21 protein-coding genes are annotated in these 25743 nt (G+C 71.9%); 7 read left to right on the plus strand and 14 right to left on the minus strand.

Translation table 11 applies throughout. The annotated features are described in order from the left end of the window. Window positions 1-38: 38 nt before the first annotated feature. A complete protein-coding gene (locus tag ACLQ2R_RS23300) occupies window positions 39-2594 on the minus strand; it encodes a protein kinase domain-containing protein (RefSeq protein ID WP_425962547.1) in 2556 nt (851 codons plus the stop codon). A gap of 241 nt (window positions 2595-2835) precedes the next feature. Here ACLQ2R_RS23300 and ACLQ2R_RS23305 point away from each other — a divergent pair, with 241 nt between their 5' ends. Continuing rightward, window positions 2836-4425, plus strand: coding sequence for a sigma factor-like helix-turn-helix DNA-binding protein (locus ACLQ2R_RS23305; RefSeq protein WP_425962548.1), 1590 nt, complete (start codon window positions 2836-2838; stop codon window positions 4423-4425). Between the two features lie 93 nt (window positions 4426-4518). On the opposite strand, the gene ACLQ2R_RS23310 is transcribed toward ACLQ2R_RS23305, so the two are convergent. From ACLQ2R_RS23310 to ACLQ2R_RS23320, 3 genes are all read right to left on the minus strand, one after another. Then, entirely contained in the window at window positions 4519-5733 is a 1215-nt protein-coding gene (locus ACLQ2R_RS23310; RefSeq protein WP_386236308.1) for an NADP-dependent isocitrate dehydrogenase, read from the minus strand. A 117-nt stretch (window positions 5734-5850) separates the two neighbouring features. Further along, entirely contained in the window at window positions 5851-6138 is a 288-nt protein-coding gene (locus ACLQ2R_RS23315) for a hypothetical protein (RefSeq protein ID WP_425962549.1), read from the minus strand. 49 nt (window positions 6139-6187) lie between these two features. Beyond that, window positions 6188-7309 carry a citrate/2-methylcitrate synthase gene (locus ACLQ2R_RS23320; protein ID WP_425962551.1) on the minus strand — a complete coding sequence of 374 codons (1122 nt, stop codon included), beginning with the start codon at window positions 7307-7309 and terminating at the stop codon, window positions 6188-6190. A gap of 181 nt (window positions 7310-7490) precedes the next feature. Between ACLQ2R_RS23320 and ACLQ2R_RS23325 the strand changes: the two genes are divergently transcribed. Continuing rightward, window positions 7491-8144 carry an FHA domain-containing protein gene (locus tag ACLQ2R_RS23325; RefSeq protein ID WP_386236314.1) on the plus strand — a complete coding sequence of 218 codons (654 nt, stop codon included), beginning with the start codon at window positions 7491-7493 and terminating at the stop codon, window positions 8142-8144. Window positions 8145-8281: 137 nt separating this feature from the next. On the opposite strand, the gene ACLQ2R_RS23330 is transcribed toward ACLQ2R_RS23325, so the two are convergent. From ACLQ2R_RS23330 to purN, 4 genes are all read right to left on the minus strand, one after another. Next, complete coding sequence (locus ACLQ2R_RS23330; protein ID WP_425962552.1) at window positions 8282-9142, minus strand: bifunctional methylenetetrahydrofolate dehydrogenase/methenyltetrahydrofolate cyclohydrolase; 861 nt, start codon at window positions 9140-9142, stop codon at window positions 8282-8284. 134 nt (window positions 9143-9276) lie between these two features. Then, the gene (locus ACLQ2R_RS23335; RefSeq protein WP_425962553.1) at window positions 9277-9450 is read right to left on the minus strand and encodes a hypothetical protein; all 174 of its coding nucleotides are present in this window, start codon (window positions 9448-9450) and stop codon (window positions 9277-9279) included. 427 nt (window positions 9451-9877) lie between these two features. Further along, on the minus strand, window positions 9878-11422 hold the full coding sequence (purH, locus tag ACLQ2R_RS23340; RefSeq protein WP_425962554.1) for a bifunctional phosphoribosylaminoimidazolecarboxamide formyltransferase/IMP cyclohydrolase: 1545 nt from the start codon (window positions 11420-11422) through the stop codon (window positions 9878-9880). 46 nt (window positions 11423-11468) lie between these two features. Continuing rightward, window positions 11469-12089, minus strand: coding sequence for a phosphoribosylglycinamide formyltransferase (gene purN / locus ACLQ2R_RS23345; RefSeq protein ID WP_425962555.1), 621 nt, complete (start codon window positions 12087-12089; stop codon window positions 11469-11471). Between the two features lie 79 nt (window positions 12090-12168). Here purN and ACLQ2R_RS23350 point away from each other — a divergent pair, with 79 nt between their 5' ends. Next, complete coding sequence (locus tag ACLQ2R_RS23350) at window positions 12169-12579, plus strand: hypothetical protein (protein WP_425962556.1); 411 nt, start codon at window positions 12169-12171, stop codon at window positions 12577-12579. Window positions 12580-12786: 207 nt separating this feature from the next. On the opposite strand, the gene ACLQ2R_RS23355 is transcribed toward ACLQ2R_RS23350, so the two are convergent. From ACLQ2R_RS23355 to ACLQ2R_RS23370, 4 genes are all read right to left on the minus strand, one after another. Next, window positions 12787-14445: a DUF6350 family protein gene (locus ACLQ2R_RS23355; RefSeq protein WP_425962558.1), complete on the minus strand. Its 1659-nt coding sequence runs from the start codon at window positions 14443-14445 to the stop codon at window positions 12787-12789. 292 nt (window positions 14446-14737) lie between these two features. After that, window positions 14738-15613 carry a succinate--CoA ligase subunit alpha gene (sucD, locus tag ACLQ2R_RS23360; RefSeq protein WP_386236328.1) on the minus strand — a complete coding sequence of 292 codons (876 nt, stop codon included), beginning with the start codon at window positions 15611-15613 and terminating at the stop codon, window positions 14738-14740. After that, window positions 15613-16794 (minus strand): ADP-forming succinate--CoA ligase subunit beta, encoded by a 1182-nt coding sequence (sucC, locus tag ACLQ2R_RS23365; RefSeq protein ID WP_425962560.1) that lies wholly within the window; start codon window positions 16792-16794, stop codon window positions 15613-15615. Before sucC ends, sucD begins: the two co-directional genes overlap by 1 nt. 265 nt (window positions 16795-17059) lie before the next feature. Next, a complete protein-coding gene (locus ACLQ2R_RS23370) occupies window positions 17060-17467 on the minus strand; it encodes a cobalamin B12-binding domain-containing protein (RefSeq protein WP_362797981.1) in 408 nt (135 codons plus the stop codon). A gap of 316 nt (window positions 17468-17783) precedes the next feature. On the opposite strand from ACLQ2R_RS23370, the gene ACLQ2R_RS23375 reads away from it, so the two are divergent. The 3 genes from ACLQ2R_RS23375 to ACLQ2R_RS23385 all read left to right on the plus strand — a co-directional run bounded on the left by ACLQ2R_RS23375 (window position 17784) and on the right by ACLQ2R_RS23385 (window position 21344). Beyond that, the gene (locus ACLQ2R_RS23375) at window positions 17784-18782 is read left to right on the plus strand and encodes a hypothetical protein (protein WP_425962561.1); all 999 of its coding nucleotides are present in this window, start codon (window positions 17784-17786) and stop codon (window positions 18780-18782) included. 218 nt (window positions 18783-19000) lie between these two features. Then, window positions 19001-19972, plus strand: a complete 972-nt coding sequence (locus ACLQ2R_RS23380) for a hypothetical protein (RefSeq protein ID WP_425962562.1) — start codon at window positions 19001-19003, stop codon at window positions 19970-19972. 430 nt (window positions 19973-20402) lie between these two features. Next, complete coding sequence (locus ACLQ2R_RS23385; protein WP_425962564.1) at window positions 20403-21344, plus strand: hypothetical protein; 942 nt, start codon at window positions 20403-20405, stop codon at window positions 21342-21344. A gap of 226 nt (window positions 21345-21570) precedes the next feature. Here the strand turns inward: ACLQ2R_RS23385 and pcrA are convergent, their stop codons facing one another. Beyond that, window positions 21571-23832 carry a DNA helicase PcrA gene (pcrA, locus tag ACLQ2R_RS23390; protein ID WP_425962565.1) on the minus strand — a complete coding sequence of 754 codons (2262 nt, stop codon included), beginning with the start codon at window positions 23830-23832 and terminating at the stop codon, window positions 21571-21573. Window positions 23833-23950: 118 nt separating this feature from the next. Here pcrA and ACLQ2R_RS23395 point away from each other — a divergent pair, with 118 nt between their 5' ends. Continuing rightward, a complete protein-coding gene (locus tag ACLQ2R_RS23395; protein WP_425962567.1) occupies window positions 23951-24670 on the plus strand; it encodes a PIG-L deacetylase family protein in 720 nt (239 codons plus the stop codon). A gap of 124 nt (window positions 24671-24794) precedes the next feature. Here the strand turns inward: ACLQ2R_RS23395 and ACLQ2R_RS23400 are convergent, their stop codons facing one another. Further along, a complete protein-coding gene (locus tag ACLQ2R_RS23400) occupies window positions 24795-25673 on the minus strand; it encodes a CPBP family intramembrane glutamic endopeptidase (protein ID WP_425962568.1) in 879 nt (292 codons plus the stop codon). Window positions 25674-25743: the final 70 nt, after the last annotated feature.

A 25743-nucleotide genomic window follows, 5' to 3' on the forward strand; every position in this document is an offset into this window, starting at 1 on the left:
CGTTCCCGGTGTGAGGCGCGTCCCTCCGGAGGCGGGGCTCAGCCGCAGGGCGCCATGGCGGGGAGGCCGTTCTCCCGGCCGGGGAAGTCGACCTTGGAGAAGTGCTCGTCGAGCAGCCTGCGGACCGTGCCGTTCCGGTGGAGCTCGGCGATCGCGCCCCTGACGGCCTCGCAGGTGCGTTCGTCTCCCCGCTTGAGCGCCACCGCGTAGCGCTCGTCGGTGAGCTCCAGGCCGAGCAGCCGGTGCCGGACGCTCTCCCGGTCGCCGAAGCCGGCCAGCAGCAGGTCGTCGCCGGGGATCGCGTCGACCAGGCCGTCCCGCAGCATGTTGACGCACTCGGTGTAGGTCCGGGCGGTGACGAGCCGCAGCGGCTTCACCTCGTTCTGCAGCACGGCGACCGAGGGGCTGGCCTCGGGCGCGCACATCCGGCTGTTCACCAGGCCCTTCGCGGTCCGGATGGGCGAGTCGTCCTTGACCAGCACGTCGACGTGGGCGAGGTAGTACGGCCCGGCGAAGGTCACGTCGTCCACGTCGTTGATCGCGTAGGTGGCCAGCACCATGTCGACGCCACCGCCGGCCAGCAACACCGGCCGGTCCTGGCGGCGGGTGGCCTGGAAGGTCACGCCGCTCTCCGGCACCCCCAGCAACCTGGCGATCTCCAGGGCCAGGTCGATCTCGAAGCCGCTCCACCTGCTCCCGTTCCGCAGCGCGATGCCGGGCAGGGAGTCGCGCACGCCGACGACGAGCCTGCCGGTCGTGGCGGCCTTGTCCACCACCGAGGCGAACGCCTCGCCGGAGGGCCGTACGGGCGCCTTCCCCGGGGTGTCGTCCGGCCACCAGACGGCGGCGGCGGCCACCGCGAGCAGCAGCAGGACCACGGCGGCGGCGATCCAGCGTCCCCTGCGCGAGCGCCCGCCCCCTTGCGGCCCTCCGGGACGGACCGGCGTCTGCCAGCTCGGCGGCGGCACCTCCCCGACGTACCCGGCGTGTCCCGCGGGCTCGGGGTGGGGGGCGAACTCGAAACGACCGGCCTGACCGGCCTGACCGGCGTGTCCCGCGGGCTCGGTGTGAGCGGGGTGTCGGGTGTGCTCGGGGTACCCCGCGCGCTCGGTCTGCTCGGAGTACCCGGCGGGCTCGGGGTATCCGGCGGGCTCGGGGTATCCGGCGGGCTCGGGGTATCCGGGATGACCGGGCCATTCGGCGGTGGCGGAGACCTCCGGGGGGGCCGGGGGGCCGGCCGGAGGGGGCGGGCCGTGACCGGGCGACGAGGGCCGCTCCCGGTGTTCCGGGGGGATCCCGGACGACGACCGCTCCCGGTATCCCGAGGGAGTCCCCGGCGACGACTGTTCCCGGTACCCCGACGGGATCCCGGACGACGGCTGCTCCCGGTACCCCGAGGGAGTCCCCGGCGACGACCGTTCCCGGTGTCCCGGAGGGATCCCGCCGGAGGGGGACGGGTGACGGTCCGGATGATCGGCGGGTTCCCGTCCCGGGGGCGGCGCCTCGTCCGCGCCTCCCGGGGGCCTCGTCCCCGGGCCGGGGAGACGCATCTGGCTGGTGGCGTCGTCGTCCAGGCCCTCCTCGGCCTCCCGGGGACGCCCCGCGCCGGAGGCCGCACCGGGACCGGCGTCCCGATCACCGGCCCGATCACCGACCTGATCGCCGGTCCGGTACCCGTCTGTCCTGGGCCCGCCGGTTCGGGACCCGTCTGTCCGGGGACCGCCGGTGGCGGAGACCTCGGCGCCCTGGGTGAGGATGGCGGGCGAGGCGCTCGCCTCCTCGGGATGGCCGAGCATCCGCAGCAGGATCCGGTCGGCCGAGGGCCGCTCGGCCGGGGACTTGGCCAGCGCCGCCCCGACCACGCCGCGCAGCGGCTCGGGCAGCACGCCGAGGTCGACGTCGTGGTTGAGGATGCGGTTGAGCACCACCGCGATCGAGCCGCCCTCGAAGACCGTCTCGCCGGTCGCGGCGAACGCGATGGTCGCGCCCCAGGCGAAGACGTCGGTGTGCGGCCCGACGTCGGTCCCGGCGATCTGCTCGGGCGCCATGTACGCGGGGGTGCCGATGGCCCGGCTGGTGATCGTGCCGGTGGAGTCGAGGATGCGGGCGATGCCGAAGTCGACCACCCTCGGGCCGTCCGCGGCGATGAGCACGTTGTCCGGCTTGAGGTCACGGTGCACGATCGAGGCGTGGTGGATGGCGGTCAGCGCGGTGGCCGTGCCGATCGCCAGCCGCTGCAGCGGGGCGCCCCGCAGGGGGCCGTCGTCCTCCACGACCTGGCGCAGCGACCGGCCCTCGATGTACTCGCTGGCGATGTAGGGGGTGTCGCCCTCCAGGTCGGCGCCGAGGACCGCCGCCGTGCAGAACGAGGCGACCCGCTGGGCGGCCCTCGCCTCCCTGGCGAACCGGGACCTGGCGACGGCGTCCCCGGAGAACTTCACGTGCAGCAACTTGATCGCCGCGTACTGCCCGTCGGCGTCGACCCCGAGGTAGACGATGCCCTGCCCGCCCTCGCCGATGCGCCCGAGGACGCGGAACGGCCCGAGCCGGTTCGGCTCTCCCGCTCCCAGTGGGGCGATCTGCGGCATCATCATCCTCGCGGTCTCGTAATCTTCGACGTGGCAAACTTTACGGCGCCATGACCCGCCCGCCCTCTCCGTTATCCCGACGTGACCCCATATTCCCCACGGCAAGACCCGCTCACCGCCCACGTCACGACCGGGACGGCGGGCGAACACGACCCCCCGATTTCCGACATTCGCCCCAATTTCGCGTTCCAGCCGCTTAGATCGCTACCGTTGTACGTCCCTCAGGCAAGCCGGAGCAAAAACGTCCATGCGCCGATACATCGGTTATCGCGAGTTCGTGCAGCGCGATCAGCGTTCCCTCGTCGGCACCGCCCTGCTCCTCACCGGTAGCCACGAGCACGCCATCCGCCTGACACTGCGGGCCTTCCACACCGTGGCCCTCACCTGGCCTCCAGCGGTCTGGGAGAACTCCACCACGCACGCCCAGATCGCGCTCTACCGCCGGTTCCTGCAGCGGCCGAGCGCCGCCGGGGACACGGCGCTGGTGCGGATCCCGCCCCGGCGGCGCCTGCTCGTCGTGGCCTGCCTGCACGACGGCAGGACCCACGCGGAGATGGCCGCCGTCCTCGGGCTGCCGGAGGAGACGGTGAGGGCGGAGATCGCCGAGGCCGTCGAGACCCTCACCAAGGGCGACGAGAAGCGCCTGGTCACGAGGATGGCCACGGGGGCGGGGGAGGCCTCCGTACCGGACCTCACCGCGCCGGCCGTGCGCACGGTCAGGCGCCGCCGCCGCCGCGGGGCCATGCTGGCCGTGACGGCGGCGCTCGTCCCGGTCGCGCTCATCGTCGTCTTCACGATGCTCCAGCGGGGCGAGGTGCTGAACTCGGCGCTGGGCGGTCCGGACAGCGGCGCCATACAGGGCCACGAGCCCGTACGGGCGATCTCCACGCCGGCGCCGGACACCTCCCCGCCGCCGGGCGCGTCCCCGGAGACGACCGCGTCCTCCAGGGCCGCCTCCCCCGCCCCCTGGCGAGCTCCGCGGACCTCCTCGGTGATCCTGTACGCGGTCCCCGACCGCTGTCCCGGCAAGGGCGTCCGCGCGCGGCCCGGCGACGTGACCTGCGCGGGCTGGACGCTGCGACTGGGCCCAGGCGCCCCCCAGGGCGCCTCTCCCGGCCGTACGGACTGCGAGGGCGCCGAGCCCTGCGCGCCGACGCTCGGCGTCCCCGACGCCGCCCAGCGCCTCGCGCACGGCGACGGGCGCCACCGGCTCGATCCCGCCATCAGCCGCGACGGGCGCCGTATCGCCTACCTCAGCGCGGCCGAGCGCCGCTACGTCGCCCACGACCTCGGCAGCGGCGTCAAGCGCTACCTGTCACCGGTCCTCGCGCCGGGCGACACCGAGAACGGAACCCTGGTGAGCGTCTCCCCCGACGGCCGCCACTTCACGGTCACGCTCGGCGAGCGGCGGCTGCGGACCGACTTCACGACCGGCGCCCTGACCTCCGTGCCCGCCGCGCGGACGCTTCCCGCCGAGAAGGCCGCCCCCTGGCTCAGGGAGCGGTACGCCTCCTGGGCCGACTCCCCGAACGGGAGGTACTCCGTGGCGGTGGGCGGCGGCAAGGCCGCGCACCGGGACGCGCGCGGCCTGCACGTGATCGACGCCGGGACGCGCCGCGTCCTGCGGCGGCTCCCCCTCCCCGACGCGGGGCGTCCCGCCGACGGCGAGGTGGTGAGCTGGCTGAACGCCCGCGAGGTGGCCGTCAGGATGAGCGCCACGACCGGCGGCGAGCCCCTCGGCCTCTTCCGGGTGAACGCCGTCACCGGGCACGCGCAGCGACTTCCCGGCCTTCCGGCCGACGGCGCCCTCGTCCTGGGGGCCACCACGGCCCTGTGACCGGCCCACCGGGCACGGACGCGGAACGCGAAGGGGCCGATCCTCCGTCGAGGACCGGCCCCTTCTCCGCTTCCCGCGAGATCGTCCTCGCGGTCAGCCCATCTTCTTCTTGAGGTTCTCGTCCAGCGCCGCCAGGAAGTCCTGGGTGGTCAGCCACTTGGCGTCGCCGCCGACCAGCAGGGCGAGGTCCTTGGTCATCTGACCGCCCTCGACGGTCTCCACGCAGACCTGCTCCAGCTTGTCGGCGAAGTCGGACACCGCGGGGGTGTTGTCGAGCTTGCCGCGGTGCTGCAGGCCCCGGGTCCACGCGAAGATCGAGGCGATCGGGTTCGTGGAGGTGGGGTTGCCCTTCTGGTGCTCGCGGTAGTGGCGGGTCACCGTGCCGTGGGCGGCCTCGGCCTCGACGGTCCGCCCGTCCGGGGTGAGCAGTACCGAGGTCATCAGGCCGAGCGAGCCGAAGCCCTGCGCGACCGTGTCGGACTGGACGTCGCCGTCGTAGTTCTTGGCGGCCCAGACGTAGCCGCCCTCCCACTTGAGGGCCGCGGCGACCATGTCGTCGATCAGGCGGTGCTCGTAGGTGATCCCGGCGGCGTCGAAGTCGGCCTTGAACTCCGACTCGAAGACCTCGGCGAAGATGTCCTTGAAGCGGCCGTCGTAGGCCTTCAGGATCGTGTTCTTCGTGGAGAGGTAGACCGGGTAGCCGCGCGAGAGGCCGTAGCGCATCGAGGCGCGGGCGAAGTCGCGGATCGAGTCGTCCAGGTTGTACATCGCCAGCGCGATGCCGGGGCCGGGGAAGTCGTAGACGTCCAGCTCGATCGGCGCGGAGCCGTCCTTGGGGGTGTAGGTGAGGGTCAGGCTGCCCTCGCCGGGGACCTTCAGGTCGGTGGCGCGGTACTGGTCGCCGAACGCGTGACGGCCGATGATGATCGGCTTGGTCCAGCCGGGGACGAGCCTCGGCACGTTGGACATGATGATCGGCTCGCGGAAGATGACGCCGCCGAGGATGTTACGGATGGTCCCGTTCGGGGACTTCCACATCTTCTTGAGGCCGAACTCCTCGACCCGGTCCTCGTCGGGAGTGATCGTGGCGCACTTGACGCCGACGCCGTACTGCTTGATCGCGTTGGCGGCGTCGATCGTCACCTGGTCGTCGGTGGCGTCGCGGTGCTCGATCCCCAGGTCGTAGTACTTCAGGTCGACGTCCAGGTAGGGAAGGATCAGCTGGTCCTTGATGAACTGCCAGATGATCCGGGTCATCTCGTCGCCGTCAAGCTCGACGACGGGGCCCTCTACCTTGATCTTGGGCATGCGTATGGTTCCCCTTCTGAACTAATTTGACCAGACAGTACCTTTTTGAGGCTCACTGGCCGTTGAGGCTATCGGACAGGGTCGATCGCCTCGCGGCGCACCCGGCCGTCCGGCCCGTCACATCGGTATGTGGTCCTTGAACTCCAGGATGGCCCCGGCCACCATCAGCACGACGCCCAGACCTCCCAGCGTGACGGCGTCGGTGGCCCTGCGGCGGACGGCGAGCCGCCCGCCCCCGGCCAGCCGGGCGAGCGCCCCGAGGGTCATGACGGCGCCCATGGCGATCCCGCCCCAGTAGGGCAGGTCCAGCAGCAGGGCTCCGACCAGCGCGACGAGCGCGCCGCCCAGCACCAGGGGGTAGGCCCCCCAGCGTTCGCCGTTCGCGTCGGCCGCTCGCGCGTTCACCGGCCCACCACCCGTTCTCGCCCCCGGCTCCGGTTCTTCGGTCTCCGGCTCATCGCTCGGAGATCGGCTTCCACTTCTGGTCCCGCTCGCCGATGTACTCGCTGTCCGGGCGGATCAGCCGGTTGTCGGCGTGCTGCTCGATGACGTGCGCGGTCCATCCTGACATGCGGCTGACCGAGAAGACGGGAGTGAACAGATCCGTCGGGATTCCCAGGTAGTGGTAGACGGTCGCCGCGTAGAAGTCGACGTTCGGGTAGAGGCCCTTCGTCTCGAGGACGACCTCCTCCATCTCCTTGGACATCCGGTAGTAGGTGTCGTCGCCGGAGGCCTCGCCGAGCTCCTGCGACATCGTGCGCAGGTGCGTGGCGCGCGGGTCCTCGGTCTTGTAGACGCGGTGCCCGAAACCCATGATCTTCTCGCCGGCGGCGAGCCGCTCGCGGACGTTCGCCGCGACACCGTCCGGGTCCAGGGACTCCAGGGTGCGCATGACCTGCTCGTTGGCACCGCCGTGCAGCGGGCCCTTGAGGGTGCCGATGGCGGCCACGATCGCCGAGTGCATGTCCGACAGGGTCGCGGCGCAGACCCGGGCGGCGAAGGTGGAGGCGTTCATCGTGTGGTCGGCGTGCAGGACCAGGCAGGCGTCGAAGATCTCGACCTCGCGCTCACCGGGGGTACGGCCGGTGATCTGCAGCAGGAAGTTCGCCGCCACGCTCAGTTCGGGATCGGGCTCGGCGACCGGGGCGCCGGTCCTGGCCGCGTGGTAGCGGGCCACCAGGATCGGCTGCTGCGCGGTCAGCCGGGCCGCCTTGCGCAGGTTCGCCTCGGGCTCGTTGGAGTCCTTGTCCGGGTCGTCGCCCCCGGCCAGCGAGACCAGCGTGCGCAGCGCCTCCATCGGGGCCTGCTTCTCGGCGATCTCGGCGATGTTGGCCTCGGCGAGCGCGCCGAGCGTGCGTCCCCGGACCAGTTCCTGTCCGTACGCGGCCAGCTGCGACGCGGTGGGGAGCGTGCCGTACTGCAACAGGTGCGCGGTCTCCTCGAAGCCGGTACGGCCGGCCAGATCGTGGATGTCGTAGCCACGATAGAAGAGACGACCCGCCTGACCGTCGATGTCACTGAGCGCGGTGGACGCGGCTACGACATCGGCGAGACCTTTGGTTGGTTTGTCCGCCATGAGTGTTTCCTCCGCTTATCTGTGCCCGAAGTCTACCTGTGAGCAGCGGAAACCCTCCCAAGAGGTGCACGCCAATTTCACGAGGGATTCTCCTTCTGGCAAAGGCGATTCCCCATCACCTCCTTTGGGTAAGCCGGAGCTGTAGGAATAGTTACGGCGGGCTACCTGGGGAGGAACTGCCGTGGAGGGGCCGTTCATACGCATCGAGGACACAGGCGAGGTGGTCCCGTTGCGCCCCGAGATCACGACGATCGGACGTGGCCGGGGAGTGGACATCCGGCTCACCGATCCGAGTGTTTCCCGGCTGCACGCGGAATTCGTCCGGCGCGGACCCTACCTTTACGTCGTTGATCTGGGCCTGTCCCGCAACGGCACGCGGGTCAACGGCCGGCCGATCGCCCGCAGGGTGCTGGACGACGGTGACGTGGTGTCCTTCGGCGCGGCACGAGGCAGGATCGGCGGGGTCCCGCGTGAGGACTTCGCCCCGGAGGTCGAGCTCCGCCGCGCCGCGGCACCGGAGCTGACCAGACGGGAGGTGGACGTCCTGACGTCGCTGTGCCGTCCGGCGCTCTCGGACGAGGCGTTCGTGGCACCGGCCACGGCGCGGGAGATCGCCGACGACCTGGTGGTCACCGAGGCCGCCGTCAAGCAGCACCTCCTGCGCCTGTACCAGAAGTTCCGGATCCCGGAGGGGACCAACCGGCGCACCAGGCTGGCGAACGAGGTCGTCGCCCTGGGGCTGGTCAGGCCCACCCCGGTGGTGCCGCCGCAGCGGGCCTCGGGCACGCCCGAGACGCAGACGGCGGGCACCGGCGCGAACCGCAGGGCCTCGTAACCGATCCCGCCCGCGGGCCCGTCCGCCCGCGGGTCCGGATCCACCCATGCCCAGGCCGGGTCCGCACGCCGGCCGGGTCCGCGGACCGGCCGATCTCGCGGATCGGTCCGCCTGTCCCGAAGCGGCCCTCTCGCGGGTCAGCCGCGTGCGCGGACGCTCCTCTCGGCGGCCTCGACCACGTTGGTGAGCAGCATGGCCCGGGTCATCGGGCCCACGCCGCCGGGGTTGGGGGTGAGGAAGCCCGCGACGTCCTCGACGCCGGGGGCGACGTCACCGGCGATCTTCCCGTCGACCCTGGAGACGCCGACGTCGAGCACGGCGGCGCCCGGCCTCACCATGTCGGCGGTGATCAGGTGCGGCACCCCCGCGGCGGCGACGACGATGTCGGCGCGCCGGGTGTGGGCCGCCAGGTCCCGGGTGCCGGTGTGGCAGAGGGTGACGGTGGCGTTCTCCGAGCGGCGGGTCAGCAGCAGGCCGAGCGAGCGGCCCACGGTGATCCCCCGGCCGACCACGACGACCTCGGCCCCCTTGATCGGCACCCCGTACTCCTGCAGCAGCGCCACGATCCCGTACGGCGTGCAGGGCAGCGGCGCGTCGACCATGTGGACCAGGCGGCCCAGGTTGACCGGGTGGAGACCGTCGGCGTCCTTGGCCGGGTCCATCCGCTCGATCAGCGCCTGGGTGTCGAGATGGCGCGGCAGCGGGAGCTGCACGATGTAGCCGGTGCACTCCCGCGAGGCGTCGAGCTCGTCGACGACCGCCTCGACCTCGGCCTGGGTGGCGTCCTCGGGCAGGTCCCTGCGGATGGAGGAGATGCCGACCTCGGCACAGTCGCGGTGCTTGCCCGCCACGTAGATCTGGCTGCCCGGATCGGCCCCCACCAGCACGGTGCCCAGCCCCGGGACGACGCCCCGCTCCGCCAGCGCGGCCACCCGCACCGCGAGGTCCGCCTTGATCTTCGCCGCCGTGGCCTTGCCGTCGAGAATCCGCGCGCTCATGGGGGCCACCCTCTCACGGGATCGGCCGCGCTTCGCGTTCCGGGCCAGAGGGGCCCATGGGAGTCCCGGGCCCGACGGTGCCCCACGGGATCGGCCGTGCTCCGCCTCGGCGCGCTCGGCGACCCCGCGCGGGATCAGCCGCGCTCGGCTTCCCGGCGCTCGATGATCCTGCGGGTGAAGGGGATGAACTCCACGACCCGTCCGCCGAGGTAGGCCGCGCCGAGCGCGAGGATGATCATCATCCAGGGGCTTCCCCAGAGGCCGTGCATGATCACGAAGGCGTACAGGGCGTGGTCGAGCAACGGCATGGGGAAACTCCAGATTCGGACGAAAGAGGATGCTTCACCCTAACCGCGGTTCAAACCTTTTTCACCCGACTAATCCTGTCCGAACAGCCACTTTCCTATCCCCCGTGGACGACCGCACGTCCCGGCACACGGCCACCACGCCCTCCGCCCCCGCGCACGGCCCCACCGTCCCGCACAGGACCGTCGCGGTCCCGCGCACGACCCACCCGATCCGGGCACCACCGCCACGTTTCCGCGCACGACCGTCACGGTCCCGGACACGACCGCCACGTTTCCGCGCACGACCGTCACGGTCCCGGACACGACCGCCACGTTTCCGCGCACGACCGTCACCGTGCCGGGCACGACCGCCACGTTTCCACGACGACCCCCGCGATCCCGGTACGGCCGCCACGGTCACGTGACGACCGTAACCCGGGCCGGGCGGTCAGTGGAAGAAGTGGCGGGTGCCGGTGAAGTAGAGCGTCACCCCGGCGGCCTCCGCGGCGGCGACGACCTCCTCGTCCCGGATCGAGCCGCCCGGCTCCACGATCGCCCTCACCCCGGCGTCGATGAGGATCTGCGGTCCGTCCGCGAAGGGGAAGAACGCGTCGGAGGCCGCGGCGGCCCCCCGCGCGCGCTCGCCGGCCCGGGAGACCGCGAGCCGCGCCGAGTCGACCCGGTTGACCTGTCCCATGCCGACGCCGACGCTGGCGCCGTCCGAGGCGAGCAGGATCGCGTTGGACTTCGCCGAGCGGCACGCCCTCCAGGCGAAGGCCAGGTCGGCGAGGACCTCGGCGGAGGCGGCCGATCCCGCCTTCAGCTCCCAGGTGGACGGGTCGTCCCCGGGGGCGTCGACCCGGTCGGCGGCCTGCACCAGCAGCCCGCCGTCGATCCGGCGGAACTCCGAGGCGTTGGACGGCCCGCCCGGGCAGGCGAGCAGCCGGATGTTCTTCTTGGCGGTGAGCGTCGCCAGCGCCTCCTCGGTGAAGGAGGGGGCCACCACGACCTCGGTGAACACCTCGGCGATCTGCGCGGCCAGCTCCCCGGTCACCTCGGCGTTGACCGCGATCACGCCGCCGTACGCCGAGACCGGGTCGCAGGCGTGGGCCTTGCGGTGCGCCTCGGCCACGTCGGCGCCGATCGCGACGCCGCACGGGTTCTGGTGCTTGATGATCGCCACGGCCGGGCCGTCGAAGTCCCACGCGGCCCGCCAGGCCGCGTCGGCGTCCAGGTAGTTGTTGTAGGACATCTCCTTGCCGTGCAGCTGCTCGGCCGAGGCCAGGCCGTCCTTGCTGTCGGTGTAGAGGGCCGCGCCCTGGTGCGGGTTCTCGCCGTAGCGCAGCGACGAGCGCAGCTCCCAGGCGGCGCCCATGTAGCGCGGCCAGGCGCCCTCCTCGGCCGCGTAGACCTCGGCGAACCAGGAGGCCACCGCGGTGTCGTAGGCGGCGGTGTGGGCGTACGCGGCGGCTGCCAGGCGGCGGCGCTCGGTGAGGGTGAAGCCACCCGCGCCGAGGGCGGCCAGCACGTCGCCGTAGGAGGCCGGATCGACCACGACCGCCGCGGTGGCGTGGTTCTTGGCCCCGGCCCGGATCATCGCGGGACCGCCGATGTCGATCTGCTCGACGCACTCGGTGTCGGAGGCGCCGGAGGCCACGGTCTGCCGGAACGGGTAGAGGTTGACCACCACCAGCTCGAACGGCTCGATCTCCAGCTCCTCGAGCTGCTTGACGTGGGAGGGGTTGCCGCCGTCGGCGAGCAGGCCCGCGTGCACGCGGGGGTGCAGCGTCTTGACCCGGCCGTCGAGGCACTCGGGAAAGCCGGTCAGGGACTCGACAGGAGTGACCGGGACGCCGAAGGAGGCGATCGTGGCGGCGGTGCCCCCGGTGGAGACGATCTCCACCCCCGCGGCGTCGAGACCGCGGGCCAGTTCCTCCAGCCCGCTCTTGTCATAGACCGCGATCAACGCGCGCCGGATGGCGATGCGGGTCACTTCGTGCTCCTCCTGGTTGGTTCCGGTTCTGTCCGGGGGGTCCGGCTCATTCGCCGGCGCGTCCGAATCGGACGGTTCTGCCGGTCACGGTCCAGCCCTCGCGGGCCATCCGTCCGACGGTGTCGACGAGCAGGTGGCGCTCGACGGTCTTGATCCGCTCGTGCAGGCCGGCCTCGTCGTCGCCGTCCAGCACCGGCACGGCCTGCTGCGCGATGATCGGCCCGGTGTCGACGCCCTCGTCGGCGAGCATCACCGTGCAGCCGGTGAGACGCACCCCGTACGCGAGCGCGTCCCGCACGCCGTGCGCGCCCGGGAAGGAGGGCAGCAGCGCGGGGTGGGTGTTCAGGACCGGGAAGGCCCGCAGGGTGGGGGCACCGAGGATCTTCATGAAGCCCGCGCAGACCACCAGGTCGGGCCGGTGACCGGCGATGCGCCCGGCCAGGGCCACGTCCCACGCCTGCCGGTCGGGGTGATCGGCCACCCTCTCCACGAAGGTCGGCAACCCGGCCCGCTCGGCGCGGGCCAGTCCCTCGATCCCTTCGCGGTCGGCGCCCACCGCCACCACGCGGGCGCCGTAGGTATCGTCTGCCACGGCGTCCAGCAGGGCCTGTAGGTTGGTCCCAGAACCGGACACGAGGACCACAAGCCGAACGGCCTGGGATGACACCGACGCTCTCCATTCGGACGGGGACTCACGCCGCTGCAAGGGTATCGGCCTGTCCGTACGAACGATACAAGGAGGTCAGGTGACGCTACCGGTCCAGGTGCGGCCCGCCGAGAGTGCCGGTCGCAGGGCGTTGTGGCTCGCCGTCGCCGCGGTGGTGATGACGCTGGTGCTTCCGCTGGCGGGGGTCGTGATGGCGCTCTTCGCCCTGGTCGCCTCGATCCGCGCGATCCGGGCGCTGCGCACCGTGCCCAAGCCCGTCGGCATCGCCGTGGTGGGCGTCGTGCTGTCGACCGGCGCGCTGGTGGTGTCGCTCGCGATGGCCGCGATGCAGTTCTACTTCAGCGACGAGCTGACCGCCTACGCCGAGTGCGGCAGGGGCGCGGGCACGGTCGCGTCGCAGGACGCGTGCGTCGAGCAGCTCGAACGGGCCCTGGAGAAGAAGATGCCCTTCGTGCAGCCGGGCCAGATGCAGTTCCCCTTCCCGCCCTGAGGATCGTCCCGCCCTGAGGATCGTCCCGCGCGGCCCCGCGGGAGGCGTCCGGGACGACCTCGCGGGAACCGTCCGGGACGGCCGGGCTCCGCGCCCGGAGCGGCGTCCGGGACGTCCCGGACGCACGGCCGTCCCGGGTGTGCGGACCGGCCGGGTCGCGGTCCCGGGACCTGCCGGTCGTCCGGCGGTACCGGGGGCGGGGGTCGTTCAGTCGCGGTCCCAGGCGTAGGGGTCGACGTAGATGACGTGGCCGCCCTTGTCGTCGGTCTCGTCGACGATGTCGCGCCGGGGCGGGCGCGGAGGGTCGGGACGGCGGGGGGCCGGGCTCTCCGCGGCGGCGGAGGCGTGCTCGTCCTCCCAGTCGTCCCGGATGACCGGGATCGGCTGGGTGTCGCCCTCGGCGGCGTCCAGCCAGTGCCCGGGAAGCCTGCGCAGCTCCTCCGGCTCGGCGAGACCGGCCTTGCCCGCCACCGACCCGGCGGCCCGCGCGAGCTTGACGCCGGCCTTGCGGACCGGGGCGGTGGCCGTGCCGACCTTGGCCGCCGCCAGGGTCGCGGCCGTCCCGTGCCCCCGGAAGAGCAGCCACCAGTTGGCCAGCCCGGCCGCGATCCCGGCCGCGACGCCCACCTCCAGCGTCACCGAGAGCATCACCTCCCAGGCCGCCGGGCCCACCGTGGAGAGCCGCGCGCCGCCGAGCGAGCCGCCCGACAGCGCCGCCAGCAGGCCGGACGCCGCCCCGGTGACCACCCCGCAGGCCAGCCCCCACAGCGGCGCCCCCTCGTACGAGGAGGAGGGGGAGATCCGCACGACCAGCACGCCCGCCACGGCACCGGCCACGAACGGCACCGCGACCACCGCCATCACCCACGCCGGGGTCGGCCCGGCGTCCGGCAGCGCACCCAGGATCGGCAGGCTCGGCACCGTGCCGAGCTGCACCCCGGTCGGCGCGACGAGCGTGCCGGTGCCGACCGCGAAGCCGGGACCGGCGATGTAGGCCATCGCCCAGACGACGGCGTTGAACAGGTAGAGCGCCTGGACCAGCAGGAGCAGCAGCCCTCCCACGAACCCCGGGGCCAGGATGTCCGACAGCTCCCTGACCTGTCCGAAGTTGGCCACGGTGGCCCCGGCCACCAGGACGGCACCGGCCACGAGCATGATCGTCAGCGCGGCCGAGGTGCCCACCACGACCGAACGCAGCCGCTCGGGCAGCAGGCGCAGCATGGACCGCCAGGGCCCGATCGTCCTGGCGACGGCCACCGAGCCCGCGATGAAGGCCAGCACGAGATGGCTGATCAGCACGTCACCGAGGAAGGGCTGGGTGATCTCGTTCCTGGTGATCAGCGCGATGAGCCCGGCCAGCAGCGCGTACGGCGCCGCCAGCGAGATGCCCGCCTGGGCGACCAGGACCAGCTGGGCCCTGCGGCGCGCGTTGGACACCTCCCTGGGGGTGTTCTTGGGCAGCCGGGCCGGGAGGCGGAGCCGCAGGTCCGCGTCGCGGGCCATCCACATCCCGGCGCGGTACAGCAGGAAGGCGGGCAGGATCGTCAGGCCGAGCGGGAGCAGCCCCACCGAGCCGCCCGGGATCGCGAACCCCGCGTGGTGAGCGGCCAGCCACAGCTGGGACGCGGTGCGGAACACCCCCGGCAGGCCGGCCCCGAGCGCGCCGCGCGGGGCGGCGATCCAGCCGACCAGGGTGAGCGTGGTGAGCACCGCCAGTCCCGCGCCGAGCGTCCAGGCGGCGGCGAGCATCCCGGAGACGGGAAGCGGCCGGCGGACCTCGTCGTCGTCACCGGTGAGGCCGGGCAGGGGGATGCGGCTGAGGACGTTGCGGGGAGCCGTCCGTAGCTGATCGAAAAGGGCCGTCACAGTAGTCGATGGTCTCAGCATCTCCGGTGTGGAAGTGACTCCCGCGCCCCGCGTGTCGCGCACCGCCCCGCGGCGGGGTCGTGTGGTATCCGACCGCTCCCGGACTCACGGACTCACGGACTCACGGACTCACGGACCCCCGGACTCACGGACTCACGGACTCACGACCCCCGAACTCCCGAACTCCCGGACGGGGCCGGGACGGCCGAGGGCGCCCGGCGGGATGCCGGGCGCCCTCGGTGGTGCGTGGTCCTCGTACGCGCCACGGCGGGAGCGTGCCCGCCGGACGCGGTCAGAGGGCCTGGACGACCTCTCGCATCAGGCGGGCGGTCTCGCTCGGGGTCTTGCCGACGCGGACGCCGACCTTCTCCAGGGCGTCCTTCTTGGCCTGGGCCGTGCCGGCCGAGCCGGACACGATCGCGCCCGCGTGTCCCATGGTCTTGCCCTCGGGGGCGGTGAAGCCCGCCACGTAGGCGACGACCGGCTTGGTGACGTGCTGCTCGATGTAGGCCGCGGCCCGCTCCTCGGCGTCGCCGCCGATCTCGCCGATCATCACGATCGCATCGGTGGCCGGGTCGTCCTGGAACGCCTGCAGCGCGTCGATGTGGGTGGTGCCGATGACCGGGTCGCCGCCGATGCCCACCGCGCTGGAGAAGCCGATGTCGCGCAGCTCGTACATGAGCTGGTAGGTCAGCGTGCCCGACTTCGAGACCAGGCCGATACGGCCGGCGCTGGTGATGTCGGCCGGGATGATGCCCGCGTTGGAGGCGCCGGGCGAGGCGATGCCGGGGCAGTTCGGCCCGATGATCCGGGTCTTGCCGCCCTTGGCGACCGCGTAGGCCCAGAACTCGGTGGTGTCGTGGATCGGGACACCCTCGGTGATCACCACGCAGAGCGGGATCTCGGCGTCGATGGCCTCCCTGACGGCGTCCTTGGTGAACGCCGGGGGCACGAAGACGACCGACACGTCGGCGCCGGTCTCCTTGATCGCCTCGGCGACGGTGCCGAAGACGGGCAGGCCCTCGTGGACGGTGCCGGCCTTGCGGGCGTTGACCCCGCCGACGACGCGGGCACCGGAGGCGAGCATGCGCCGGGTGTGCTTGGTGCCCTCACCGCCGGTCATGCCCTGGACGATGATCTTGCTGTTCTCGGTCAGCCAGATGGCCATTACGCACCTACCGCGGCGAGTTCGGCGGCCCGCTTGGCCGCATCGTCCATCGTGTCAACCAGTTCGACGCCGGAGAGCTTGGCGTCGGAGAGAATCTGACGCCCGAGTTCGGCGTTGTTGCCGTCCAGCCGGACGACCAGCGGGCGGCTCACGCTCTCGCCACGGGTCTCCAGCAGCTTGAAGGCGGCGACGATGCCGTTGGCGACCGCGTCGCAGGCGGTGATCCCGCCGAAGACGTTGACGAAGATCGACTTCACGGCGGGGTCGGAGATGATGATCTCCAGGCCGGCCGCCATCACCTCGGCCGAGGCGCCGCCGCCGATGTCGAGGAAGTTGGCGGGCTTGGGCTTGCCCGGGAACGCCTCGCCCGCGTAGGCGACGACGTCGAGGGTCGACATGACCAGTCCCGCGCCGTTGCCGATGATGCCGACGGAGCCGTCCAGCTTGACGTAGTTGAGGTCCTTGGCCTTGGCCGCGGCCTCCAGGGGGTCCTCGGCGTCCTTGTCCTCGAAGGCCGCGTGGTCCGCCTGGCGGAAGACCGCGTTGTCGTCGAGGGTGACCTTGCCGTCGAGGGCCTTCACCTGGCCGTCGGCGGCCAGGATCATCGGGTTGACCTCGACGAGGGAGGCGTCCTCGTCGACGAAGGCGCACCAGAGCTTCTCGATGAGCTCGGCGGCACCGTCGAGCGCCACCTCCGGCAGGCCGCCGGCCTGGGCGATCTCACGGGCCTTGGCCCGGTCGACCCCGTCCAGCGGGGAGACGGGGACCTTCGCCACCTTCTCGGGCGTGCTGTGCGCGACCTCTTCGATGTCCATGCCGCCCGCTGCGGAGCAGATGGCGAGGAACGTGCGGTTGGCGCGGTCGAGCAGGAAGGAGAAGTAGTACTCCTCCGCGATCGCGCTGGCCTCCTCGATCAGGACCTTGTGGACCGTGTGGCCCTTGATGTCCATGCCGAGGATGTCGGTGGCCTTCCGCTCGGCGTCGGCCGCGTCGTCGGCGACCTTCACGCCGCCGGCCTTGCCTCGACCACCGGTCTTGACCTGGGCCTTGACGACGACACGGCCGGTCAGCTGCTCGGCTGCCGCCCGTGCCTCCTCCACGGTGTGCGCGACGACGCCGCGCGGCACCGGGATGCCGTACTCCGCGAAGAGCTCCTTCGCCTGATGTTCGAACAGGTCCACGAGGGTCCGTCCTTGCTTGTCCGGCTGGTGTACAGATGTGAGCGGGCCGGCTCCACGATCCAAGGGGGAGCCCGGCGGTTTTGCGCCAATGAAGCCTAGCCCGCCTGACGGCATGGCCAGGTAACCGGGTCCCTGATCACCCGGCCGAATGTTGTTCGTGACGCCGTGGCGGACCGTCGTACCGATGCGCCGGAGGTTCCCGCGACGCCTCGGCGGACCGGCGGTCCGGGGAGACCTCGGTGGATCGCCGGGGCCGTCGGGGCCGTCAGACCGGTGAGGGGATCGCGCTCCGGACCCAGTCGACGATCTCCTGCGTGGTGGCACCGGGGGTGAAGACCCGCGCGACGCCCATCTCCCGCAGCGCGGGCATGTCGGCCTCGGGGATGATCCCGCCGCCGAAGACCACGATGTCGGTCGCGTCGTTCTCCTTCAGCAGCTCCAGCACCTTGGCGAAGAGCGTCATGTGCGCGCCGGAGAGGATGGACATGCCGATCGCCGCGGCGTCCTCCTGGATCGCGGTGCGCACGACCTGCTCGGGCGTCTGGTGCAGGCCGGTGTAGACGACCTCCATCCCCGCGTCCCGCAGCGCGCGCGCCACGATCTTCACTCCCCTGTCGTGACCGTCCAGCCCCGGCTTGGCGATGACGACGCGGATCCTCTGCACGGCATCCATCCAGACCTCCTTGTCTGCGCTCCCCCGCGATGTGGGAGCTGTCGGCAGCGTAACCGGCCCCGTCCGGGCGTGGCCTCCCGGCCGCTTCGATTCTTCCCCGGCGCCCTTCCCCCGCCATCCCGGCTCTCCCCGGGGTCCCCTCTCCCGGGCACTCCGGTGGCGCTCCGGTGACGCTCGCGTGGCCTGCGACGGCGCGTGCGCGGGCGGGACGGCTCACGCGCGCGCAATCGGCGGGCGCGAGTTGTTGTCGCAGGCCATAGCCCGGGGACCGGGGGTTGACTAGCTTGGCGGATCTTGACTCCTGGGAGGGCATCCGATGAGACGGTGGGTCACTCTGCTCGCGGTCGTACTGGCCGGTTCGGTGCTGCCGGTGGCGGAGACGGCGGGCGCGGCCGCGGGCACGGCCACCGGCGCGGACGCGGCCGGGGCGCCGGGGAGGGCGGCCGGGACCGACACGGCGTTCACGGGGTTCACGGGGTTCACGGGGTTCACGGGGTTCACGGGGTTCCCGGCGACCGCCACGTCCCCGGCGGCGCCGGTGTCCCCGGTGACGGCGCTGAGGAGGCAGTTCGGCGAGCACGTGGGACTGCGGATCTCCGACCTCGGGCGGGTCTACCGGGCGGGCAGGCCGATGGTCACCGTCTGGCGCAGGGGCCGGGTCGAGTTCGACGCCACCGGCGTGTACGGCACCGACACCACCGGGCGGACGGAGATGGGCAGAGGGGTCGTGAAGGAGCTGGAGAACCGGCTGGGACAGCGGCTCGGCTCGACCCGGGTGATCTGCTTCCCGAACGAGGCGTACCTGTCCGGCCCCGGCTACGAGACGTGGCTGCCCGAGGGGAAGACCTGGCTCGGGCTGATCGGGCCGGCGAACATCAAGCAGACCGCGGCCCTGCCGCAGATCGTCGACATCTTCGAGCCGTCCACCCTGGGAACGCTGCTCTCGCACACCGCGGTGCGCAGGAAGCTGCGCTCCGGCACGTACCTGCAGGGCACCGTGACCCTGCGCACCCTCTACCGCGCCTCCCCCTCCCTGCGGGACAGGCTGGCGGGGCCGCCCAAGGGCAGGAACGCCGCGATCCCGGTCGGCTTCAGGCTCTGGCTGGACCGCTCGAACCTGGTCCGCCGGCTGAGCACCACCTGGAGGCAGCCGCTGCCGGGCGGCCCGCAGAAGTACACCACGACGCTGGTGGACACCCGCTACACCGGCTGGGGCTCCTCCGTCACGCTCGCCCCGCCGCCCCCGGAGGACACCGCCGACGCCGGACGGGTGGGCGCCGACATCCCCCCGCCCGCGGTCCTGCCGATCGGCTGAACGCCCGCCGCGCCGCTTTTCTCGCGTCACCTCCCGGATGAAATTCCTGTAACGGTTCAAGAGAAAGATCGGAACCTCATCGCTTACGGAAACAGGAAAACAACGTTCCGTGACCGATCGGAACCAAGAATGGCCGCCCCGCCCTTCTTGGTGACATCCGAACTTCAGGGAGGATTTCTGCACCGAATGTGCACGATTAATTCAATGGGCCCCTCCGCATGCGCTATCTTTTCGTGATCTCACACTGCGAGAGTGTGCTGATCCCTCGCCGTCAGGGCGCAGGGGACCATCAGGAGGATTTTCCCTTGAAGCGATACATCGCCGGGCTGGCGTGCGCCGCAACGGCCGTGCTGAGCGCCCCCGCGCTCGCGTCCACCGCGCACGCGCAGGCCGCCGATCCGATCACCGCGTTGAAGAGCCAGTTCAAGAGCGGGCGCGGCGTCACCTTTACCGACACCATCAAGACCCGTCGGCAGCAAAAGACCACGGTCCTCGGCAAGCGGATCGGTGAATTGCAGTTCGACACCTCCGGGGTGGTCGCGTCGGACTACACCACCAGCCTGCGCTTCAAGGAGGGTGACCTCGCATTCCTGACCGAGACGAGCGGCGGGGAAAAGACGCAGGCGGACAAGCAGTTCGAGAAGCTGCTGGCCGGTATGGCCGTGCCCGAGCGGGTCATCCGGATCAAGAAAAAGGCCTACATCTCGGGCGGGATGTTCAGCCAGTTCATGCCGGCGGACAAGTCCTGGCTGCAGTATCCCGGGGACACGCACGGCGCGACCGGCTCGCTGGGCCAGCTCGTCAACGTCGCCGAGCCCGCCACCCTGAAGGCCCTGCTCGCACACGCCACGGTGAAGAGGACCTCTACCTACACGGGGAAAATCACCTACGGTGAGCTCTACAAGATCTCGCCGTGGTTCCGGGCGGGAGCGGGAGTGGGAGCGAGGGCGACGCTGCCCCCCCACCTGCGCAAGGCGAAGATCGACTGGAAGCTGGTCCTGGACGGTCGCGGGCTCCCCGCCACCCTGACGGCCTCGTACGGAAGCGGGGCGACGATCCACACCGCCTACGGCAACTGGGGCGCCCCGGTCACGATCACCGCTCCGCCGGCCGACCAGATCGCCACCGTCAAGGAGCTGCAGGCGGGCTTCGAAGCCGTCGAGACCATCCCTCTGGTCAGCGGCAAGTGATCTTCCGGCACTGACGCGCCCTGCGGTACGCACGGTGCCCGCGCCCGGTGGGTCTCAGCGTCCGGCCGTCGCATGTCCCCCGGGCAGACGGCACCTGCCCGGGAAGCGATCCGTGAAGATCGCCAGGACGGCGCCCGCCCGGTCACCGGTTCTCGGCTCTGCATGGGCTTCACGGCCGGTCACGGGTGACCGGCCGCCGCTCCCCGGCCTCCACGAAGCATGAATGATCGGTTCCCGGATCCTCATGAGTCACGGATCACCGGTCGCCGGTTCCCGAGCCCCATCGGTCACAGGTGACCGATCCCCGGATTCCCTGCCGTTCGCCGGGTGCGTGATCTGTCGCCGATTCTTGATCCGTTGTTTCGCCGTATAGGCGAGAATCTTTTCCCTCCGCGACGACGCGCGGACCCCCAACGGGAGGACCCCCTCGATGAGGCGAACGCTCGCCGCCCTGACCGGCGCCACCCTGGTGGCCCTGACCGCTCCCCTGCTGGCCCTTCCCGCCGTGGCCGAGGCCGCGAGCGGACCGGCCGCCCTCACCCCGGCCTCCGCCTCGCGGACCTCGGCGGCCGACCCGGTCTCGGCGCTCACCCGGTGGTTCACACCCCACCGGGGCGTGCGGCTCGCCGAGAACACGAAGATCATCGGTGAGGGGAAGAAGTACCGGGCGATCTTCACCCGGCGGGCCGGGACGCTGGAGTTCGGCGCCAGGGGCCTCGTCGCCTCGGACCTCACCACCCGGTTCACCGTTCCCACGACAGGCGACGGGGGGATCGCCGGCCTGTTCTCCCCGTCCCGGACCGTCTCGGTGAAGGGCACGGCCTACACCTCGGGCGGCGTGTTCGCCGACTCACTGCCCGAGGGCAAGAAGTGGCTGCGTACGCCGGGCGACACGGGCTCCCTGGTCAGCGCCGTCCAGCAGATCATCAGCACCGTCGAGCCGGGTACGCTGCGGGCGACCCTGGCCCGCACCGCCGCCAGGCGCCCCGGGGGGACCTGGGACGGCACCAGGACCACGGTCCACTCGGGCACGATCACGCTGGGCGAGCTCTTCACGGTCTCCCCCGCGGTGCGCGCCATGCTCGGCACCAGGCCCACCGGCAGGTCCGCCACGCTCCCGGTGAGCTGGAAGATCTATCTCGGCTCCGACCTGCTGGTCCGCCGGGTCGTGTCGTCGTACACGGAGTCGACCAGGGGCCTGAACAGCACCGAGCTGACCTACGTCAACGACACCCGCTACACCGGCTGGGGCACCAAGGTCACGATCAAGGCGCCACCCACCGCCCAGGTGGCCGACTTCGACGAGCTCACCATCGGCGCCGACGAGGCCGGCAAGACCCAGGACCCGGTCCGGGAGTTCTTCGAGAACTGACCGGGCCGATCCGGCCCGCGCCACGGCTCCGGGGAGCGGCACCGGCCGCCCCCCGGACGCTCACGACGGGCACGCGCTTCCCGGACGCCCACGACAGGGACGCGCTTCCCTCAGGTCCACGACGGAGACGCGCTTCCCGGACACCCATGACGGGGACGCTCCCCGGACGCCCGTGAACCCGGGACCGGACCGGGACCGCTCGCGACGGGAACCGCCTCGCGGACGCTCAGAGCTTCTCCAGCGGCGCGTACGCCAGCAGCAGCGTCTTCTCCCCGCCGCCGCCGAAATCGATCTTGACCTTGGTCTTCTCGGCGACGCCGTCCACGGACACGACCGTGCCCAGGCCGAACGCGTCGTGGGTGACCCGGTCCCCGGGGGTGAGGTTGGGGATCGTCCTGCCGCCGGGCCTGCGCGCCGGGGCGGGCCGGGACTCGCGGCGGGTGGCGGCGCTCCAGGCGCTCTTCTCCGGGTCGCTGCGCCACTCCACCAGCTCGACCGGGATCTCCGCGACGAACCGGGAGGCCGGGTTGAACGCGGGCGAGCCCCAGGAACTGCGGACGGCCGCCCTGGAGAGGTAGAGGCGCCGTTCGGCCCGGGTGATGCCGACGTAGGCCAGGCGGCGTTCCTCCTCCAGCTCCTTGGGCTCGCCGAGCGAGCGGGTGTGCGGGAAGACGCCGTCCTCCATGCCGGTGAGGAACACCACCGGGAACTCCAGGCCCTTGGCGGTGTGCAGCGTCATCAGCGTCACCACCCCCTGGCCCCCGTCGGCCGCCGGGATCTGGTCGGCGTCGGCGACCAGCGAGACCTGCTCCAGGAACTCCACCAGCGTGCCCTCGGGGTTGGCCTCCTCGAACTCCGAGGCGACCGAGATCATCTCGTCGAGGTTCTCCAGGCGGCTCTCGTCCTGCGGGTCGGTGGAGGCGGCGAGCTCCAGGCGGTAGCCGGTGCTCACCAGCACCTCCTGGGCCAGCTCCGAGGGCGTCAGGTCGTCGGCCTTGACCATCAGCTCGTCCATCAGCGCGACGAATTCCTTGATCGCCTTGAGCGAGCGGGTGGCCATGCCCGGCGCGTCGTCCGCCCGGCGCAGCCCCTCCCAGTAGGGGATGCGCTCCCGGGTCGCGAACGCCTCGACCATGGCCTCGGCGCGCTCGCCGATGCCGCGCTTGGGCACGTTGAGGATGCGGCGCAGCGAGACCACGTCGTTGGGGTTGGACAGGAACCGCAGGTAGGCCAGCAGGTCACGGACCTCCTTGCGCTCGTAGAAGCGCACCCCGCCCACGACCTTGTACGGCAGGCCGGTCCGGATGAAGATCTCCTCGAACACCCGGGAGGCCGCGTTGGTCCGGTAGAACACCGCGACCTGGCCCGGCACCACGTCCTCGTCGTCGGTGAGCCTGTCGACCTCCTGGGCGACGAACATGGCCTCGTCGTGCTCGTTGTCGGCCACGTACCCGATGATCTTCGGCCCGGCGCCCTGGTCGGACCAGAGGTTCTTGGGCTTGCGGCTCTGGTTGCGCGAGATCACCGCGTTGGCGGCGGACAGGATCGTCTGGGTGGAGCGGTAGTTCTGCTCCAGCAGGATCGTCCTGGCCTCGGGGTAGTCGCGCTCGAACTCCAGGATGTTGCGGATCGTCGCGCCCCGGAAGGCGTAGATCGACTGGTCGGCGTCGCCCACCACGCACAGCTCGGCCGGGGGCAGGTCGCTCCCGCCCTCCCTGACCGGCTCCCCGTCGGCGGTGAGCGGCCCGGCCCGGCCGGTGAGCTCGCGGATCAGCGTGTACTGCGCGTGGTTGGTGTCCTGGTACTCGTCGACCATGATGTGGCGCCAGCGGCGCCGGTAGTGCTCGGCCACGTCGGGGAAGATCTGGAACAGCGTCACGGTCAGCATGATGAGGTCGTCGAAGTCCATCGCCCCGGCCTCGGTGAGCCGCTGCTGGTAGTTCCGGTACGCCTCGGCGAGCTTGCGCTCCAGGTGGGTGGAGGCCTGCGCGGACGCCGTCTCGTAGTCGATCAGCTCGTTCTTGAAGTTGCTGACCTGGGCGGAGAACGCCCGGGGCGGGTAGCGCTTGGGGTCGAGGTCCATCTCCCGGCAGACCATCGCCATCAGGCGCTGGGAGTCGGCCTGGTCGTAGATGGAGAAGCCGCTGGGGAAGCCCAGGCGCTTGGCCTCGCGGCGCAGGATCCGCACGCAGGCGCTGTGGAAGGTCATCACCCACATCGCCGCAGAACGGGGGCCGACGAGCCGGTCGACCCGGTCCTTCATCTCCCGCGCGGCCTTGTTGGTGAAGGTGATCGCCAGGATCTCCTGCGGGTGCGCGCCGCGTTCGCCCAGCAGGTAGGCGATGCGGTGGGTCAGCACCCGGGTCTTGCCCGACCCCGCGCCCGCGACGATGAGCAGGGGGCTGCCGTGGTGCACGACGGCCTCGCGCTGCTGGGGGTTGAGCCCGTCGAGCAACGGGTGGGTCACGGAGGAGGCTGGGATCGACACGCCCCCTAGGTTAGAGCGACCGGCCGACAACCGGGTCCGCCGGCCGCGAGGAATGCGGACGGACTCCCCGTCGGTTGTTGTGATCGAGTGGTACGCGAAAGCAAGGAAAGGCGTTCTCATGGTGTCCCAAGCCCAGATCGGTCGCGTGCTGGCGGTCACCGCGCACCCCGACGACGTCGACTTCGCCGCCGCGGGCACGATCGCGCAGTTCACCGACCGGGGCGTGGAGGTGGCCTACTGCGTGATCACCGACGGTGACGCCGGAGGTTTCGACCGGGAGCTGGACAACGGCGGCATGGCCGAGCTGCGCCGGGCCGAGCAGACCAACGCCGCCAAGGTCGTCGGAGTGACCGACCTGCGCTTCCTCGGATACCGGGACGGGAGCGTGGTGCAGAGCCTGGACCTGCGGCGCGACATCACCCGGGTCATCCGGCAGGTCAGACCGGACCTGGTGATCACCCACTGCCCGGAACGCAACCACCGGTTCATCGCCCCCAGCCATCCCGACCACCGCGCGGTCGGCGGCTGCGCGCTCGACGCCGTCTACCCCGACGCGCGCAACCCCTACGCCTTTCCCGAGCTCCTGCGCGACGAGGGGTTGGAGGCGTGGACCGTCGGCGAGGTCTGGCTGAACGGCAGCCCGGCGCCCGACCACCACGTGGACGTCACCGACACCTTCGACCGCAAGCTCGCCGCGCTGCGCTCGCACGTCAGCCAGGTCGGCCACCAGCACGACTTCGAGGAGTCCCTGCGGGGCCACTTCTCCCGGATCGCCGTCGAGGCGGGTTTCGGCTCGGGCCACTACATCGAGTCCTTCCAGCGGGTCGTCACCCTCTGACCTTCCCCGTCGCCCGGGTCCCTGTGACGCCGGGACGGATCGTTTCCTGCCTCACGGGGCCCGGACGCGGCGGAGGCGGGTCCTTCCTCGCGAGCGGTTCACCCGTGGCGCGGGAGGGGTCCTCTCACGAGCGGGTCTCCCGTGACGCGGAGGTCTTCCCCACTGGGGTCCTCTCCGGTGAGGTCCTCCCGGGTGGGGCCAGGCGGGCGAAGAGGTAGCCCAGGGAGTTGGTCGCCACGTGGAACATCGCGGGCGCGGCCAGACCGCCCCTCCTGCGCAGCTCGGTGAAGAGCACCCCGGCGAGCCCCGTCGCGACCACCGAACCGGCCACGACGCGCACCACGTGCCGGGCGGACGGGCCCGGCACGGTGGACCCGGTGGACCCGGTGGACCCGGTGGCGGTGGAACCGGTCGCGGGCCCGGCGGACGTCGTCGTGGAGGAGGGGGCGGGTTCGGCGGCCTCGCCGGAGGCCAGGCCGCTCAGGGCGGGGTTGGCGGCCATCATGTCGACGGCGGGCAGGACGTGCCAGAGCCCGAACAGGGCCGAGGAGACCGCGGTCGCCGCGGCGTGGCCGTGGGAGCGGGCGACCAGGGCGTGCACGACCCCGCGGAAGCCCACCTCCTCCAGCAGGACCGTGCCGACCGGCACCTGGAGCAGGGCCTCCTCGATCGCGCGGCCCCGGGAGAGCGACAGGGCCCGCTCGTCGCGGAAGAAGCGGCGGGTGGCCGGGATCGCGATGCCCGCGGCGTAGGAGACGGCCACCGCGGAGGCGAGCGCCCCGCCGATCCGCAGGCCGCGTGCCCGCTGGTGGAACCCCAGCTCGGCCCAGGAGAGCCCGGAACGGCGGGCCATCACGAGCAGCGCGCCGACGGCCGTGGCCGAGGTCAGCGGCGCCAGCCGGGGGGCCAGCCGGTTGTTGAGCACGTTGGCCGCCACCAGCACGGCCACCGCCCCGGCCTGGACGGCGGCTCCGGAGCCGCCGCGCGCCTGGTCGTGTTCCATGGTCAGACTCCTCGGGACATCGTCCCGCGTCCCGCGTGCCGGGTCGCGCCGGGAGCCGTGCGGCCCGGGA

This window comes from Streptosporangium sp. DT93 (assembly GCF_049844535.1).
In the GTDB taxonomy this organism is placed as follows: Bacteria; Actinomycetota; Actinomycetes; order Streptosporangiales; family Streptosporangiaceae; genus Streptosporangium.